Consider the following 15,207-nt stretch of genomic DNA (forward strand, 5'->3'; position numbering starts at 1 on the left):
CTCTTATGCTTACTATTTATAGACCACCAGGATCTAATTATTCTTTCGAATTCCACTTGAATAATGGTTTTCTTTCCTCAGATTCTTCACACCTTAATATTACCACAGAGCTTTCAGATCAAGTAGAAATAATTTGTTGTTCTACTATTTCAGAAATTTTACCTTATATTTTTAACTATCTTCATAAATATCGTTATTTGATATGGTGCGATGAACCCCTTTGGCTTGGCTTAGATGGTTTTGATATTATGTCTTACGTCTCTGAATTAAGACAAATCTATTCCGTGCAAATTGCTGTTGTGACTCATATTAACTGTGATTTTAGTTGGCAAATCCATGCTTTCCTCTCTAATTATTATTTCCCCTCTTTGTTTTCTGCTCCATCGTTAGATTCCCTGCACTCCAAAAAAGATAAGGCTATTTTTCTTGGCCAATATCGCCAAGAACCAGTCTTCAAGTATAATCTTCCCAATAATAAATCAATTTGTACTATACGTTGCTCACTAGCGATTAAGCTTTGGCTACAGAATTTATGTGATATCCTAGGCAAAGGTTGGTCTAAGTCCTTTTTATTTTCTAAACCAACTCGTGACCTTGACTCTTGGGTTTCTACAAAACTACAAATCTTGAGATCCTATAAATATAATATCTGCTCTGAAAATAGCGCAGCACCATCTTATATTACTGAGAAGATCTTGCATTCAGTTTTTATGAAATGTATTCCAATTTATCATTTCAACTATATCCCTACTAATGATTTTAGCCAAAACCTATTGACAGGGCTTCGTAATATTTCTATTGATGCCTCTAATCATAGCTCCAGATCAATTTCTGATATCCTCTCTTCTATGACAGATTCAGATTATATAGAACGATGCTATACAGCTTCTAAATGTTTAGACCTTGCCAGATCTAATTGCCTCGACCTGCATTCCATCTCGAGAATAGTCGCAACACAGATACATGATCAGATCTCCAAGCAACTCTGAGCCTTCGTTACGTACAGTTTGTGCTCGTCAATTTTTTCTAATCCTTTTTAACTTCTAATTTAAACTCTACCCAGCTCTTAGTATCTTTTAGCAGTTTAGTCGTTCTTCTTGTCATATTTAGCCTGCACACTTTCTGCTCTATACAAAAACTACCTTAACTTTGCCTGATCTTTCAATGGTATCTTTATGCCTTTTGTGTTAACATAATCAATATTTAAATCAACCTTTGCCTTGACTTTATAGGATAACTTGCCTAGAATATATTTGAATTATTAGACATTAATGCCAAATGTTCTTCATGTTGGAGCTTCGTCTGGTGAGATATACTATTATGCTAACCTAGGTGTTTCTAAGTTAGTTTATTCAGAGCCAGACATCTCATGTTTAGATACCCTAAATAAAAACATTTCTGATTATACATCCCGCAACATCTCACAACCGATGGAGATTCTTGTCATTCCAAAGGCATGTTCTTCACAATCTGACCAATCTTTGAATTTTTATGCCAATGGAGGTGGTCAATCTTCTTTGGTTCAGCCAGGTTCTAGAACAATAGAGTTCGTAGGCGATAATTTTATTGAGTATCACGTTTCGACAATTTCTTTGTTTGACCTTACGTTATTAACTTTCAAGCATTCCATTATTGATTATTTATGTATTGATACACAAGGATTTGAGCGAGAAATACTCTGTTCAACCCCTATTGATTTTCTGTCACACCATTTCAAGGTTATTGATGTAGAGCTAATGACAGATACACTTCAGTATTCTGTGTCTAAGGACAATTGGAAGCATGTGACATTGCATCTTTTAAAAGCAGGTTTTGAACCAATAATACACCCTCAAGGCATCACTGAAAGTTATCTCTTTTTCAATTCAAAATGTAATTTTACATATATTAAACCCCACCTCAAAATTCTTCGAGATAAATTTTCTCGTACCGTTCTACCGAAAGATATACCAAATGATTTACGCACTTTAACACCTTCTCTACTTACTTCACTTGGGGATAGGCAATTCCTTCCTTTTTCACATATCGGAGGCTCGATCCATCCCACACATCTTCAGGAATTTCGAGAGCTTTTTGTTTCCTATTATCTTAAACATTTATCTTCAGAGATTTCTATAAATTAATTAATCTCACATGAATAAAAAAATCCACTCTTTATCACAACTAATAGACTCTAGGAGAGATAATTTCTTTAAACTTGTAATTTCCAAACCTTATTTATCTCCCAATAAGCTTTCAATTGACCCTTCTTATCCAATATGTTCTAGCAAAGATTGGATCTACTGCTTAAGCCAAGCTGATATTAATCTCCTAGATTCTAACATTGTGATTTCTGCATATGGACAAACCTCTCTTGTCTTCTTAGATATAAATAGTGTCACTGAAATTATTTCAAGTTTCGGTGAACATATCACGCACTCTTATTTAATTGCTGACATCAAGAAGACTTTTCTTTGTCCATCCAGCTTTCATTCAAGCTTACTACTGAATCACCTTTTTGACAATGTCTTTCATTTTCCCGCCTTTTTAGAATCAGAATATTCACAATTTTGCCAATCTTCCAAGTCTACTTTTACTCTTTATAAAACCTATATTTCTTTTTTGCTCTCGTCTGTCAATCATAATGATTACAATTTTTTCGTCGTTGATGAATCATTTGGATCTGCATCTTCGATATTAGCTTCATGCTTGTATAATCTTCCTCTAAAATCTGTAATTCTATGTGCAGATATCTTTAGTTATCGCGTATCAACATCATCCCTTGTAACTTCTACTTCAAGTGACTTATTTTTGCCAGATACAAGCATTCATATGCCCACTTCTTCTTCTACACAATATTTATGTCAACAGTCATCGAATCTTTTATATAAGGGTCAGGTCACAGCTGTGATCAATCTCTATAGGCGTTTTGACTCTGTTGTCGAGATCATTAATTCTCTTCACGCCCAGACTGTCCCCGCATCTAATATTATTGTCTGGATAAATCAAGGTACTGGTATTACTGATATCACCAGATTAAAAAATCTTTTTCCTTCTTTGAGTATTGTCTATTGCGAAGACAATCTTGGCGTTTGGGCCCGGTTCGCTTATTCCCTTAATAATTTAACAGAATACACTGTTGTCTTTGATGATGACACAATACCTGGCAATAAATGGATCGAAAACTGTTTACGAGAAATGACCCTTGAAGAAGCTTTGTATGGCACTGTAGGACTTATTTTTCGCTCTTCTTCTCATTATATGGATCATGACCGCCATGGTTGGCCCAATCCTAATACCACCTCAATGTATGTAGATATAGTCGGACATAGTTGGTTTTTTAGGACATCATGGCTTCGTACTTATTGGCAACATAAAGAATATTTTATTGGCACTGACTACTGCGGAGAAGATATGCATTTTTCCTATGCTCTTCAGTTGTTAGGTATACCTACCAAAGTTCCTCCACACCCTGCTGATGATATGAGTTTTTGGGGTAGCACCAAAGGTGCTCAGGCTGGTTCAGGAGACGAAGCGATTTCCGTATCTGGAAAAGGCTCGCTTATGGACTACCCACTTCAGCAATTGATTTCTTCCGGCTTTAGGTTGATTAATCAATAATTCACTTTTATCATAAAATCAGTTTTATTTATTTAATGTTCCTTGACAATTTCTTCAATTCCATCACCTTTCTTGCTGCAAATTCATTCTTTGCCTTTTTCCCTCTTTTAAGATCTTTTTTATCCTCTGAATAATAGATTTGTCACTTGTTTTTAGAACTGTTTTGCCCTTGAGCTTTCATCTACTCTTACCCACCCCTACTCTTACGCACCTAGGTAAACGATTACGCACACTTTTGCCTTTCGCTACATCCTAAATAATTTTACTACATTTTTTGGAGTTGTAAGAACATTTCCACATCACTTCGCCTATCGAGGTTTTTAGTTGTCCAACTCAGCATTCCCAGGTCTTACACTCGAGCCTAATGAAACAGTCTACTCATGCCAGGGTCTGAGGATCGGCTATGTTCGTGTTAGCATTACACTACTTTAGATTCTTCATTGCGACTCTACCCTCAAAGATGAGCTCTAGTCAATGATACCATTATCGCTCAATTATCTAACATATTAGCATAATGTCCACGTTGTTTAAGATTTAGATTCTTTGAAGCTACACGTTTTCATGATTTTAAATTACCTTATTTTTTTCTGAGGTTTAACGGATCCAACACCCCCCCTTGTTAGCATTTATTTCAATCCACGCCACTTTGCCAGGCCCACCGTTAACTTTTTACTTCATTCTCTTTTCCCGTGTACGATTTTTAATAACCTCTTTTCCTTCATTAGGTTCGGCTAGCCATCGATAAAGTGTTGTCTGACTTTAACTCTATCTCTGCTTTTGTTCATCTCTCAACACCTGGTTAAGTTTTTTCTCCTTCAGGCGCATCATATAAAGACTTCCCTTCAGTGATTGATTAGCTTTACCAAATTCATCCATGAACGGTTGCCTGACCTTAATAGTTTGGAGAACTTTCTTGCTCGGGTTCTTAGCATTCAGGTACTATTTAAGCGTAACAACGTATGGAAGGTTTTTTGTAAGTTTTTATTATACCTGAATCTGTGTCGTCTGAATCTTGTTTAGACAAGAGGATTTGCATTTTGTCTGCATCGCTCTCTGTTACTTATCCAAGCGAATATAAACCTATGCTTTATAGTCCTCTTGTGGCTCGCTATGCTCTTTGTGTTTCGATTCTATACAACTAAAAAAAGACCGTGGTCGTTCCCAATCAATTGACCTTGCTTGCCTCCACTCTTTTGCTCGCACTGCTGCTCTTTAATCAGCTAATGAGTTGCTTTCTGCACGTACAGATTTAGAAATTTGCCTCTTCTGATGGGATCATGGAGAAAGTTGTTGCGCTTTTAGGATGACCACATATGAAGGACGCTTCACGGATGCGTCGGGGCTCAGAATTTCTATTGTGATTGCCAGGTTCAATGATCTGGTCACTACAAAGTTGTTAAGTGGCTGTTTAGATTGTTTGGCTCGCCATGGCGTCGATACATCTGCATGCAGTTCACAACTTGATTTGGCCTGGGTGCCTGGCTCTTTTGAATTGCCTCTTGTTGCTCAGAATCTTGCGCGTAGTGGTCGCTATCAGGTTGTCATCACACTGGGAGCTGTGATCCGTGGTGATACACCCCATTTTGATGTTGTGGTTTCGGAAGCCAGTAAGGGCATTGCTTCAGTGTCTAGGGAGACAGGAGTCCCCGTGATTTTTGGTGTTCTCACAACCGACACCATGCAGCAGGCGCTTGAACGGGCTGGCATCAAGAGCAATTTGGGCTGGAGTTATGGGCTACAGGCTTTAGAAATGGGCTCACTCATGGGAGCGCTTTGCTCAGCCACTTCCACCAGCTGATTGATTGGAATTGACCAGTCCCCCTTCGGTGGTGCATGCTGTTGATGTTGCAGGGGAGACATCCCCAAGGCACTTTTTGCGGATGTAGCTCAGTGGTAGAGCATCTCCTTGCCAAGGAGAGGGTCGAGAGTTCGAATCTCTTCATCCGCTTGTCAAGGATTTAAAGGACTGCTCAAAACATGTTCTAAAAAAAGTAATTTCTGATTCTTGGTTTGCTCGAAGCCGAGCTTTTGGTAGAAGTCTGTACTTATGGTTGTCATAAGATAAACTCTCTCAACACTGCTGATACTGGGTGCATTGAGCAGGGCTTCAACAACTTGGCGGCCTAGGCCACAACCTTGAAGGTCTCCTGCAACCACCACATCCCAAAGTACGGCACGGCAGATGCCATCACTGGTAGCTCGGCCAAAGCCGATCATGCGTTTGTTACGCCAGAGGGTGATCACTACCGTGCTGCCAGAAAGGAGGCGCCGAAGCTGGGCGATGGTGCGGTCACTAGCCCAGAAAGCGTGCTTATTGAATAAGCGCTGTAACTTCAGTAAGCCGCGTGTTGGTAGTAGGCCTGGTCCAAGGCCAAACCAACGCAGTCCAGGCGCTCCAGGGGCGTGTCGGATTAGGCGGATTGCTGCCATTGATCGAGCTCCATGGCAACATCCTCTCAGCGACAGAGTTCAATGATGCGCAAAGGCATCATCCTTGCTGGCGGCAGTGGTACGCGTCTGCATCCGATTACCCAAGCGGTAAGTAAGCAACTGTTGCCTGTTTACGACAAGCCGATGGTGTTCTATCCGCTTAGTACCTTGATGTTGGCGGGTATTCGCGAGGTGCTGATTATCACCACTCCATATGATCAGTCGGCATTTCAGCGTTTGCTTGGTGATGGCAGTGCCTGGGGTATGGAAATTCGTTATGCGGTGCAGTCCAGTCCTGATGGTTTGGCTCAGGCTTTTTTGATTGGTGCTGATTTTTTAGCAGGAGCTCCAGCGGTATTAGTGCTCGGAGATAATTTGTTTCACGGCCATGATTTTGTCCCCCAGCTTCTGGCTAGCAATGCTTCAGGGGCAGGGGCCACAGTGTTTGCCTATCCGGTGCGTGATCCTGAGAGTTATGGCGTTGTCGAGTTCGATGTCGATGGGCAGGTGTTGAGCATTGAGGAGAAGCCTACTAATCCGAAGAGTCGCTATGCCGTGACTGGCTTGTATTTTTATGACTCCACGGTGGTCGAGCGTGCGCGTCGGGTTCGACCTTCTCATCGTGGAGAACTTGAGATTACCGACCTCAATCGTCAATATTTGAGCGAAGGATTACTTAAAGTGGAATTAATGGGTCGTGGGATGGCCTGGCTCGATACGGGCACGTGTGACTCCCTGCATGAGGCGGCCGCTTATATCCGCACCTTGGAGCATCGACAGGGACTCAAAGTGGGCTGTCCCGAAGAGGTGGCTTGGCGGTTGGGCTGGATTACCGGGGAGCAGCTTGCTGATTTGGCTGTTCCGTTGTGCAAGAGCGGTTATGGCAACTACTTGTTGCAGGTGCTTGAGAATCCCCAAGAGGTGTCAGCAGATGCAAGCTGAAATCTTGAATACTGCGAATGGGATCCAGCTGAATGGACCGTTGTTGTTGTCTCCTGAGGTGCATCGCGATGAGCGGGGATTTTTCTTTGAGAGTTGGAATCAGCGTAGGTGGGAAGCCTTGTTGGCCAGTTATGGGCAGGAAGCTAGTGCTTTTGTGCAAGACAATCACTCGAGTTCGTCTAGAGGTGTTTTGCGTGGCTTGCATTACCAGTTGCCGCCATATCCTCAGGGCAAGTTGGTGCGCTGTGTACAGGGAAAGATTTTTGATGTGGCTGTCGATCTCCGTGTAGCTTCCCCCACCTTTGGGCAGTGGGTTGCAGCTCATCTGAGCGATGAGAACCATAAGCTGCTTTGGCTGCCGGTTGGCTTTGCCCATGGGTTCCTGACGTTGAGTACCCATGCTGAGGTGCTCTATAAAGCCACTGGTTTCTGGAGTCGCGACTGTGAAAGGGCGATTCGTTGGGATGATCCTCGTTTAGCTATTACCTGGCCGGAGATCGTCGGGTTTCCAAAGCTATCTAACAAGGATGAGGTCTCTCAGCTCTTCTTAGAGGCTTTGACGGGCGAGGAATTGTTCTCATGAAAGTACTGCTCACAGGGGCGGCCGGCCAATTAGGTCACGCACTTGTTGCAGCTAAACCTGATGGGATTGAGCTCATAGCCAGTACCCGGGAACAGCTTGATTTAGGAGATATGCAGGGATGTCGAGACATTGTTCTGAACAATCGGCCTGACTGGGTGCTTAATGCAGGTGCCTATACGGCGGTAGACAAAGCCGAAAGTGAGCCAGAATTGGCCTATGCAATTAATGCCTATGCGCCCCAAGCTTTCGCTGAGTCGCTTTTGGAGACTGGAGGCCGATTGCTACAGCTCAGCACAGATTTTGTGTTCAATGGCCGCCAGGGGTGGCCCTATAGCCCTTTTCAGGCCCGTAACCCCCTTGGGGCCTATGGCGCTAGTAAAGCCGCTGGAGAAGAGGCCGTGGAAGAACGGCTCGGTGATGTTGGCCGAGGGTTGATATTGCGTACCAGTTGGCTGATGGGACCTGTGGGCAGCAATTTCGCTCTTAAAATGCTTCGTCTGCATCAGGACTGTGAGGAAATTCGTGTTGTCGCAGATCAGGTGGGTTGCCCCACTAGTACACTCACCTTGGCGAAGGCCTGCTGGCGCGTGATTGAGATGGCTGAGAATGGCACTGTGTTGCCTTCGCTGATGCATTGGTGTGATGCAGGAGCATCGAGTTGGTATGACGTGGCGCAGGCTGTTGGCGAAATTGGTAAGCAGTTGGCACTGGTTGATAGTCCTGCTCAGGTGCTAGCGATTACTTCGGCTGATTACCCCACCCCAGCCAGGAGGCCTTCTTATTCGCTTTTGGATTGCACCGAGACCCGTTGTCTGCTTGATCTGGAGCAACAGCATTGGGTCAAGGCACTGGAGGAGGTTTTCAAAGAGGTTAAGCAATTGCGCTCACCCCAGCCAGCATCAAGTTGATGTCTGTCCTGCTGCCACAGACTATTGAACGCGTTTTAGTAACCGGAGGTGCTGGCTTCATTGGAGGAGCATTGGTTCGGCGCTTGCTTCGCGATACCAGCGTCATCATCTTCAATCTAGATAAAATTGGTTATGCGAGTGACCTAAGCGGCATTGAACAGCAACTGCAGGAGCTCCGATCATCAGCTGAGAAGAGACATGAGTTTATACGTGTTGATCTAACTGATGGCGAGGCTACCGCTGCCGCCGTAAGACAGTCAGATCCTGATCTGGTACTGCATCTTGCCGCCGAGAGCCATGTCGACCGCTCCATCGACGGCCCGGAGGTGTTCCTGTCTAGCAACGTAAGTGGTACGCTCTCGTTGCTCCAGGCTGTGCGTGGTCATTGGGAGCAGCTACCCAAGGAGCGTCAAGACCGCTTTCGATTTCACCATATCAGCACGGATGAGGTGTTTGGCTCGCTGGGTGCAGAGGGGTATTTCTCAGAAGCCACGCCTTATGACCCTCGCAGCCCTTATTCCGCCTCTAAGGCCGCCAGTGATCATTTGGTGAATGCCTGGCACCACACCTATGGCCTTCCAGTTGTGCGTACCAATTGCAGTAACAATTATGGGCCTTGGCAGTTCCCCGAGAAGCTCATCCCAGTGGTGATTCTCAAAGCTTTGGCTGGTGAGCCAATTCCGCTGTATGGAGATGGTGCGAATATTCGCGATTGGTTGTACGTAGAGGATCATGTTGATGCCTTGATATTGGCGGCAACACGCGGCGAACTTGGTCGCAGCTATTGCGTAGGTGGGTATGGAGAAAAGACGAACAAGCAGGTTGTGGAAGCAATCTGCACGATGATGGACAAACTGAGGCTGGATGGTGCACCTCACGCGCGTTTGATCACACGCGTTGCTGATCGTCCAGGGCATGATCGACGCTATGCGATTGATTCGACGCGCATTAGTACTGAGCTCGGTTGGCAACCGCGGCATGATTTCCATCAGGGTCTGGAGGCAACAGTTCGCTGGTATCTCGATCATTTCGAGTGGTGCAAGAAAGTTCGAGCCAATGCCGGATACAGTGGCGAACGGATTGGAAAGGCTCGTTAGAAATGAATCCTCGAGCGCGTTAGCGACGTAAATTTCCTGTCTTCAAGCTTGAAAGGAAGTCGCCGTAGGCCAACTTCAAGCCTTTTTCCAGGGAGATTTTTGGCTTCCAACCCATGGTTGCCAGCCTGCTGACATCAAGAAGCTTTTTCGGCGTGCCATCTGGCTTGCTGCTGTCCCATTGAATGTTGCCCTGGAATCCGACGGTTGCAGCTACCTGTTCAGCTAGGTCTTTGATCGAAAGATCCACCCCCGTGCCGACATTGAGGAATCCCAAAGGCGTGCCTTCGTCATTGCGTGGGGCATCAGTGGATGCTGGATCCCAATGCTTTAGAGCGAACACACAGGCCTCACCGAGATCATCGGCATGGAGAAATTCCCTTAAGGGGGTACCGCTCCCCCAGCAGGTCACGCAATCTGCCCGAGATTCTTTTGCTTCGTTGAATCTGCGTATCAGGGCAGGCAAAACATGGCTGCCGGTAGGGTGATAGTTGTCACCTGGCCCGTAGAGATTTGTGGGCATCAGGCTAATCGCATCGAAGTCATGCTCTAACCGCAATGCCTCTCCTAGTTTGATTCCAGCGATTTTGGCGATGGCATACCATTCATTTGTTAATTCCAGTGCTCCTGTGAGCAGTGCTTCTTCCCGAATCGGTTGTGCAGCAAACTTGGGGTAGATGCAGCTGCTGCCTAGAAACAAAAGCCGGCGCACTCCGCACCTCCATGCCGCTTCGATGACTTGGGTTTCGATTCGAAGGTTTTGAAGTAAAAAATCAGTAGGTCGACTTCGATTGGCTTCAATCCCACCCACAGTGGCTGCGGCAAGCACGACGATATCGGGCTGATTTCTAGACATCCAGTCTTTGACAGCGTTGTCATCGAGAAGATCCAGTGTCTTCCGGCCAGGGGTCAGTAGCGCCCCTCCATGGGAGCTGTCGCCGAAGCCGCCTGCCTTAAGTGCACGCACGATGGCACCACCAGCCATGCCACTGGCACCTGCCACAAAGAAGCGATCACTTAGGTGTATCAGGCTCATTCTTAAGCAAGGTTCATTCGCGGGGCCCAACGACCTTGAAGCCTTTTTGTTTCAGGTAGGCCTCCTTGCGGGCTTCTTCGCGGTCGTGTTCAACCATTTCTGATACAAGCTCCTCTAAGCTGCTGGTTGGTGTCCAGCCGAGCTTCTCTCTGGCCTTAGTGGGATCACCTATGAGCGTTTCTACCTCAGCAGGTCGGAAGTAACGCGGATCGATGCGAATTACTACGTTCCCTGTATCTGCCCGCCGTCCAATTTCTTCAAGCCCTTCACCTTCCCAGTGGATTGCTGAATCGCCATTCACAGTGTTCCAATCCAGTTTGGCTGCTGTTAGTTCAATAAATCGTCGCACTCTCTCCTGCCTTCCAGTAGCGATAACGAAGTCTTCGGGAGTGTCTTGTTGCAACATCCGCCACTGCATCTCGACGTAATCTCGGGCATGGCCCCAGTCGCGCAAGGAATCGAGGTTGCCCATGTATATGCATTCATCAAGTCCTGCATCAATTCGGGCTAGGCCGCGGCTTATTTTGCGGGTTACAAAGGTTTCTCCGCGTCGTGGGCTTTCGTGGTTGAACAGGATTCCGTTGCAGGCATACATCCCATAGGCCTCGCGATAATTTACGGTGATCCAATACGCGTAAAGCTTGGCGACGCCATAGGGGCTGCGGGGATGAAAAGGAGTCAGTTCCCTTTGGGGGATTTCTTGCACCAGCCCATAGAGCTCGGAGGTACTGGCTTGATAGATGCGGGTCTTGTTGGAAAGCCCGAGCATGCGTACGGCTTCCAGAATGCGCAAGGTGCCTAGGGCGTCACAGTTAGCGGTGTACTCGGGCGCCTCAAAGCTCACGGCCACATGGCTCTGAGCTCCTAGGTTGTAGATCTCATCCGGTTGGATTTTCTGGATGATTCCGATCAGGTTGCTGCTGTCAGCTAGATCCCCGTAATGCAGCACTAGGCGTTGTTCCAGCTCGTGTGGATCCTGATAAAGGTGGTCGATGCGGCTGGTATTAAAACTGCTGGCTCGGCGCTTAATGCCATGCACTGTATATCCTTTTTCAAGAAGTAGCTCTGCGAGATAGCTGCCATCCTGGCCTGTGATCCCCGTGATTAGGGCAGTTTTGCTTGAGGCCATGATGAGAGCAATGTGCCGAAAGTGGTTTAAGAAGTCACTGATGTTTTTGCAAAACTGCTGCAACAGTTCCGCATTCATATAATGAACTTAAGCCTAATGCGAAGCTTGGGTTGTCTCGGTTTCAAGATTCATGCACCATTGGAGGGGAAACCAGTAAGAAAAAAAATCATTTTCTTAGTTTTTAATTAGCTTTTGCGCTGGTAATTCATTGCTATGGATCCAGGTCTTTGTTTCACAACCCTATTCAGCTATTGGGCTTTCGGGGTTTTAACTGGTTCAGCTAAAGACAGGGTTGTTAGCTGATTGGCCGTCGTTTTGGTCGTCGAACACAATCATTGAGGTCCCTTCAGTTGTGAATTGCTCATCTTCAGCTGGCCAGAGGTAAGTTGGTGATGGCATCGCCGCATCCTCGACTTCTTGGAACTCTGGTGCAGCGGATGTAGCAGGTTGATCAACGTGGAGGACTAGATGGTCCTGTTCTGTAGCTTGTGAACTAGTACCATGTTGCCAGCCTAAATGGGTAAACTCTGGATTTTCAGGTGTTTTTTGGGGCATGAGATGGTTTTGAACTACCTGCTTCTTTTTTAGTCCCATTTGCTTGAGGATGCATGGCAAAGGGACGTTTAAAGAGCATTAATGGCAACCCTCCAACCTGTTGGATTTGCATCATCTCCCATCCCTCTTGCCCCATACGATTGAGAAAATCTTGAATCTGTTGTCTGCCGTTGTTTTCGGCGAAGTACTCGGGAAATTGCGCCTTAAGCGCTTCCGCACTTAAGGCGCCACCCAGTCTATCGCTGGCGTCTTTCGCATTGGCAGGTGCTTCTGCCACCATTTGCACGACTTTGTATTCCCAGCGCCTGGGTGGGGCGGCCGCACTTTCCTTGAGGGGCTTTCTGTTGATTAATTTTTTTAAAAAGCGAAGCATCGGATTTTGGTTGAACTCTTATTAGCTATGATCATGAGATCAGTCCTTAGCAAGCTACCTCAAGCAGTATCAGGCATGAATAAATGCTTTGGACTGAATTTATTTAGATTCAGCGACCCCTGGAATCGTGCAAAACAATCAGAGTTTAAAATTTGATTCTTTTTTGACTTCCTATTTGTTCAGAATTTTGTGACAGGTTGATTTCTGATATGAAAGCTTTCTCTCTTAAACCATTCTTCTAGTTGTTCTGCTGCAACCATTACGCTGAACTTTTCCACTACTCTTTTTCGGCCCTGTGTGGCTAGATTTACGGTAAATTCTGGTTGGAGTATTAAGCGCTTCAGGCATTCGCTAAGAGCATCTGAGTCACCGGCTGCAAATCTGAGCCCAGTAATCCCATCATCAATTAGCTCAGCGGCACCGCCGACGCCGCTGGTTATCAGAGCTAAACCTGATGCCATCATTTCGGCTGCCACGATGCCGAAGGCTTCTGGGTGGATTGATGGGAAGACACCGACATGGTGCAGTGCGTAGAAGCGGGCCAGGGTCTGCCGGTTCAGTTGCCCTACGAATTGCACCATGTCGGCAAGGCCGTGTCTGATTAGTAGTTGCTCCAGTTGTTCCTGGTAGCCGCTCTGGAACTTGTCACCTGCCAAAGAGGCTTGTATAGCTAGGCCTTGTTGCTGAAGACGAATCAGTGCCTCCACTAGGGTGTGGGCTCCTTTGCTTGCCATCAGTAGTCCGGCAAAACAGACTTTTAGGGGACGATCTGGTGACCCAGTGGCAGGCAAGGGTCGGGGCATTCCTGTGACTGAGTATCCAAACAGATCAATGCGTGCGCCTGGATAGATCACGGCCTCCTCCTCCACCAATAGCCCAGCATCTGTAAGCGCCTGGCGCACGGCTTGACTGGCCGCAGCCATTCTGTAAGAACCCTGATGTGGCCAAAGGTTCGCTGGGAAGGGTGGATGCACAAAGCCCACGTGATGCTGTACGGGGATTGGCCGTTCAAGCAATCTTGGGAGAAGTTCAGGACCGATGAGATCCAGATTGCCTATTAAGACTCCGTCCCAATGCCCTTGAGATAGCCAGGTATTCATCAAAGCAGTATTGGCAGTATCGATTGCGTCAAGAGCTTGTCTGTCTTGCAGTTGCTTTACTCCACCTTCGTAGGTGCCCTTGAGTTGCAGCCTTCGGTCCACCTCTTCATTGTTTGGCCCCTTTGAACTGCTTGCTCCGAGGTGGGGTGCATCACTGCTGATGACTTGAACTCGGTGGCCACGTTTCTGCAGCCCCCAAACGAAGTCGGCTATAGAACGACCGTATCCACCGAGTTCTTGAGGTGGATAAAGATTGGTGATGACCAGCAGGTTCATGACAGTACTCTCTTGAGCCAGTTGATCACTTGTTGAGGCTTCACTCCGAGCATGCACCGACGAGCCTCTGCTAAATCGTCATTTTTGAAATGATTCTGGCTGAATTTCTTACTGGAATAGCTGCATACTGTTCTCTGAAGACAATTTGTTCTAGGTAGCCACAACCGGATAGGACTGACTCCATCTCCGTATTTGTCATTTCCCACAATCGCCAGTGTAGGGGTTCCGACTCCTGCAGCGATATGCATCGGTCCGGCATCTATGCTGATAACAGCTTTGGCTATTTTAGAGGCTCCTGCTAGCTCGATAAGAGATGTACGCCCTCTTAGATCCACTAATGTTTTTGGATGATTATTTAGTAATTGCTCTTCTTTATTGCCTGCATGGTATTCTAGTTTTTGATGTTTTGGTGTTGCACCGACTAGACCAACACTGATGGATTGGTGCTCACACCAATTGATAACTTCACCCCAGTATTTGAAGGGCCATATTTTCGCAGCCCGTGTTGTTGTACAGTGAATTAAAACATCTGGCACTTCAAAGCTTGGTTGACAGGACGGCAGGTCGATGTTTGTGAGGTCAAAATTGTCTGGCTTAAGAAAAGCAATTCGACACAATAATTCAGCTATGTAGTTGCTATTGAAATGACCTTTATAGCGCTCAAGAAAATCTTTTGAGTCCCAATCTTTATCGGCTAGAAAACGTTGGTTGGGCAGATCTCCCCATTTTAATAAATCTTTGCCGGTAGCATTTAGGCTGCCTCCGCTCACGAACTTTGGTCTTAGCCAGCTTGCCAGGGTCTGGGTAAGAGGGTTAAATCCATCGCAGTTGATAAGTAGATCAAGCTGACCCGCAATCTCTGTACGGGCTTTGGCGGTTTCGGCGATGATTTGCAGTGTATTGAGTGAGTCTTTTTGATCCCAAGAACATCGCCAGTTTAGAGGCTTTTTTTCATATTCTCCGCAGAGGGCTTCTTCAAAATCACGCGTTGCCTCGCTTCCCCAGAAATCGATTGTGGCTGCTGGATATCTCCGTCGTATGAGCCGCAGTAGTGGCAGGGTGACGACAAAGTTCCCGACCTTGCAGCTTCCTAAGATGGCTATGTGTGGATGTGAGCCTAGTTCGCGGCCGTCGTACCGCTGGACTGATGGCTCATGCATGGCAGGAGAGGTCGGCATTGG

At 46.2% G+C, this 15,207-nt stretch carries 15 protein-coding genes and 1 tRNA gene; 9 read left to right on the forward strand and 7 right to left on the reverse strand.

From position 1 onward, the window contains the following. The first annotated feature begins 56 nt into the window (after positions 1–56). The 5 genes from SIB79_RS12340 (at position 57) to SIB79_RS12360 (ending at position 5,548) form a co-directional block, all read left to right on the forward strand. The gene (locus SIB79_RS12340; protein WP_155724683.1) at positions 57–989 is read left to right on the forward strand and encodes a hypothetical protein; all 933 of its coding nucleotides are present in this window, start codon (positions 57–59) and stop codon (positions 987–989) included. Between the two features lie 282 nt (positions 990–1,271). Further along, positions 1,272–2,123 carry an FkbM family methyltransferase gene (locus SIB79_RS12345; protein WP_155724682.1) on the forward strand — a complete coding sequence of 284 codons (852 nt, stop codon included), beginning with the start codon at positions 1,272–1,274 and terminating at the stop codon, positions 2,121–2,123. Positions 2,124–2,133: 10 nt separating this feature from the next. Further along, positions 2,134–3,600: a glycosyltransferase gene (locus SIB79_RS12350; protein WP_155724681.1), complete on the forward strand. Its 1,467-nt coding sequence runs from the start codon at positions 2,134–2,136 to the stop codon at positions 3,598–3,600. A 1,303-nt stretch (positions 3,601–4,903) separates the two neighbouring features. Then, complete coding sequence (gene ribH, locus SIB79_RS12355) at positions 4,904–5,398, forward strand: 6,7-dimethyl-8-ribityllumazine synthase (RefSeq protein WP_063404194.1); 495 nt, start codon at positions 4,904–4,906, stop codon at positions 5,396–5,398. 78 nt (positions 5,399–5,476) lie between these two features. After that, positions 5,477–5,548: transfer RNA gene (locus SIB79_RS12360), tRNA-Gly, on the forward strand. A gap of 2 nt (positions 5,549–5,550) precedes the next feature. On the opposite strand, the gene SIB79_RS12365 is transcribed toward SIB79_RS12360, so the two are convergent. Then, positions 5,551–6,030 carry a GNAT family N-acetyltransferase gene (locus tag SIB79_RS12365; protein WP_063404192.1) on the reverse strand — a complete coding sequence of 160 codons (480 nt, stop codon included), beginning with the start codon at positions 6,028–6,030 and terminating at the stop codon, positions 5,551–5,553. Positions 6,031–6,042: 12 nt separating this feature from the next. Between SIB79_RS12365 and rfbA the strand changes: the two genes are divergently transcribed. The 4 genes from rfbA to rfbB are packed head-to-tail and all read left to right on the forward strand — an operon-like array spanning position 6,043 to position 9,560. Beyond that, on the forward strand, positions 6,043–6,972 hold the full coding sequence (gene rfbA / locus SIB79_RS12370) for a glucose-1-phosphate thymidylyltransferase RfbA (RefSeq protein WP_236072687.1): 930 nt from the start codon (positions 6,043–6,045) through the stop codon (positions 6,970–6,972). Then, entirely contained in the window at positions 6,962–7,555 is a 594-nt protein-coding gene (rfbC, locus tag SIB79_RS12375) for a dTDP-4-dehydrorhamnose 3,5-epimerase (RefSeq protein WP_063404190.1), read from the forward strand. Before rfbA ends, rfbC begins: the two co-directional genes overlap by 11 nt. Further along, a complete protein-coding gene (rfbD, locus tag SIB79_RS12380) occupies positions 7,552–8,463 on the forward strand; it encodes a dTDP-4-dehydrorhamnose reductase (RefSeq protein ID WP_063404188.1) in 912 nt (303 codons plus the stop codon). The genes rfbC and rfbD overlap by 4 nt, the downstream gene beginning before the upstream one ends. Continuing rightward, on the forward strand, positions 8,463–9,560 hold the full coding sequence (gene rfbB / locus SIB79_RS12385; protein ID WP_063404186.1) for a dTDP-glucose 4,6-dehydratase: 1,098 nt from the start codon (positions 8,463–8,465) through the stop codon (positions 9,558–9,560). The genes rfbD and rfbB overlap by 1 nt, the downstream gene beginning before the upstream one ends. A gap of 19 nt (positions 9,561–9,579) precedes the next feature. On the opposite strand, the gene SIB79_RS12390 is transcribed toward rfbB, so the two are convergent. From SIB79_RS12390 to SIB79_RS12415, 6 genes are all read right to left on the reverse strand, one after another. Then, positions 9,580–10,593 carry a GDP-L-fucose synthase family protein gene (locus SIB79_RS12390; RefSeq protein WP_063404184.1) on the reverse strand — a complete coding sequence of 338 codons (1,014 nt, stop codon included), beginning with the start codon at positions 10,591–10,593 and terminating at the stop codon, positions 9,580–9,582. 13 nt (positions 10,594–10,606) lie between these two features. Next, positions 10,607–11,722, reverse strand: coding sequence for a GDP-mannose 4,6-dehydratase (gene gmd, locus SIB79_RS12395; protein WP_063405284.1), 1,116 nt, complete (start codon positions 11,720–11,722; stop codon positions 10,607–10,609). A 276-nt stretch (positions 11,723–11,998) separates the two neighbouring features. Then, positions 11,999–12,277 carry a hypothetical protein gene (locus SIB79_RS12400; RefSeq protein WP_063404182.1) on the reverse strand — a complete coding sequence of 93 codons (279 nt, stop codon included), beginning with the start codon at positions 12,275–12,277 and terminating at the stop codon, positions 11,999–12,001. After that, positions 12,258–12,650 carry a hypothetical protein gene (locus tag SIB79_RS12405; RefSeq protein WP_063404180.1) on the reverse strand — a complete coding sequence of 131 codons (393 nt, stop codon included), beginning with the start codon at positions 12,648–12,650 and terminating at the stop codon, positions 12,258–12,260. The genes SIB79_RS12400 and SIB79_RS12405 overlap by 20 nt, the downstream gene beginning before the upstream one ends. Before the next feature lie 179 nt (positions 12,651–12,829). After that, complete coding sequence (locus SIB79_RS12410; protein WP_063404178.1) at positions 12,830–14,026, reverse strand: glycosyltransferase family 4 protein; 1,197 nt, start codon at positions 14,024–14,026, stop codon at positions 12,830–12,832. Then, complete coding sequence (locus SIB79_RS12415) at positions 14,023–15,204, reverse strand: glycosyltransferase family 9 protein (protein WP_081215688.1); 1,182 nt, start codon at positions 15,202–15,204, stop codon at positions 14,023–14,025. Before SIB79_RS12415 ends, SIB79_RS12410 begins: the two co-directional genes overlap by 4 nt. Positions 15,205–15,207: the final 3 nt, after the last annotated feature.

The sequence above is a fragment of the Prochlorococcus sp. MIT 1342 genome (assembly GCF_047304495.1).
In the GTDB taxonomy this organism is placed as follows: Bacteria; Cyanobacteriota; Cyanobacteriia; order PCC-6307; family Cyanobiaceae; genus Prochlorococcus; species Prochlorococcus marinus_D.

What these genes read in the sequence shown, in the direction of transcription:
- SIB79_RS12345 (WP_155724682.1), top strand. Translation starts at nt 1,272, where the DNA reads ATGCCAAATGTTCTTCATGTTGGAGCTTCGTCTGGTGAGATATACTAT.
- SIB79_RS12350 (WP_155724681.1), top strand. Translation starts at nt 2,134, where the DNA reads ATGAATAAAAAAATCCACTCTTTATCACAACTAATAGACTCTAGGAGA.
- ribH (WP_063404194.1), top strand. Translation starts at nt 4,904, where the DNA reads ATGACCACATATGAAGGACGCTTCACGGATGCGTCGGGGCTCAGAATT.
- SIB79_RS12365 (WP_063404192.1), bottom strand. Translation starts at nt 6,030, where the DNA reads ATGGCAGCAATCCGCCTAATCCGACACGCCCCTGGAGCGCCTGGACTG.
- rfbA (WP_236072687.1), top strand. Translation starts at nt 6,043, where the DNA reads ATGGCAACATCCTCTCAGCGACAGAGTTCAATGATGCGCAAAGGCATC.
- rfbC (WP_063404190.1), top strand. Translation starts at nt 6,962, where the DNA reads ATGCAAGCTGAAATCTTGAATACTGCGAATGGGATCCAGCTGAATGGA.
- rfbD (WP_063404188.1), top strand. Translation starts at nt 7,552, where the DNA reads ATGAAAGTACTGCTCACAGGGGCGGCCGGCCAATTAGGTCACGCACTT.
- rfbB (WP_063404186.1), top strand. Translation starts at nt 8,463, where the DNA reads ATGTCTGTCCTGCTGCCACAGACTATTGAACGCGTTTTAGTAACCGGA.
- SIB79_RS12390 (WP_063404184.1), bottom strand. Translation starts at nt 10,593, where the DNA reads ATGAGCCTGATACACCTAAGTGATCGCTTCTTTGTGGCAGGTGCCAGT.
- gmd (WP_063405284.1), bottom strand. Translation starts at nt 11,722, where the DNA reads ATGGCCTCAAGCAAAACTGCCCTAATCACGGGGATCACAGGCCAGGAT.
- SIB79_RS12400 (WP_063404182.1), bottom strand. Translation starts at nt 12,277, where the DNA reads ATGCCCCAAAAAACACCTGAAAATCCAGAGTTTACCCATTTAGGCTGG.
- SIB79_RS12405 (WP_063404180.1), bottom strand. Translation starts at nt 12,650, where the DNA reads ATGCTTCGCTTTTTAAAAAAATTAATCAACAGAAAGCCCCTCAAGGAA.
- SIB79_RS12410 (WP_063404178.1), bottom strand. Translation starts at nt 14,026, where the DNA reads ATGAACCTGCTGGTCATCACCAATCTTTATCCACCTCAAGAACTCGGT.
- SIB79_RS12415 (WP_081215688.1), bottom strand. Translation starts at nt 15,204, where the DNA reads ATGCCGACCTCTCCTGCCATGCATGAGCCATCAGTCCAGCGGTACGAC.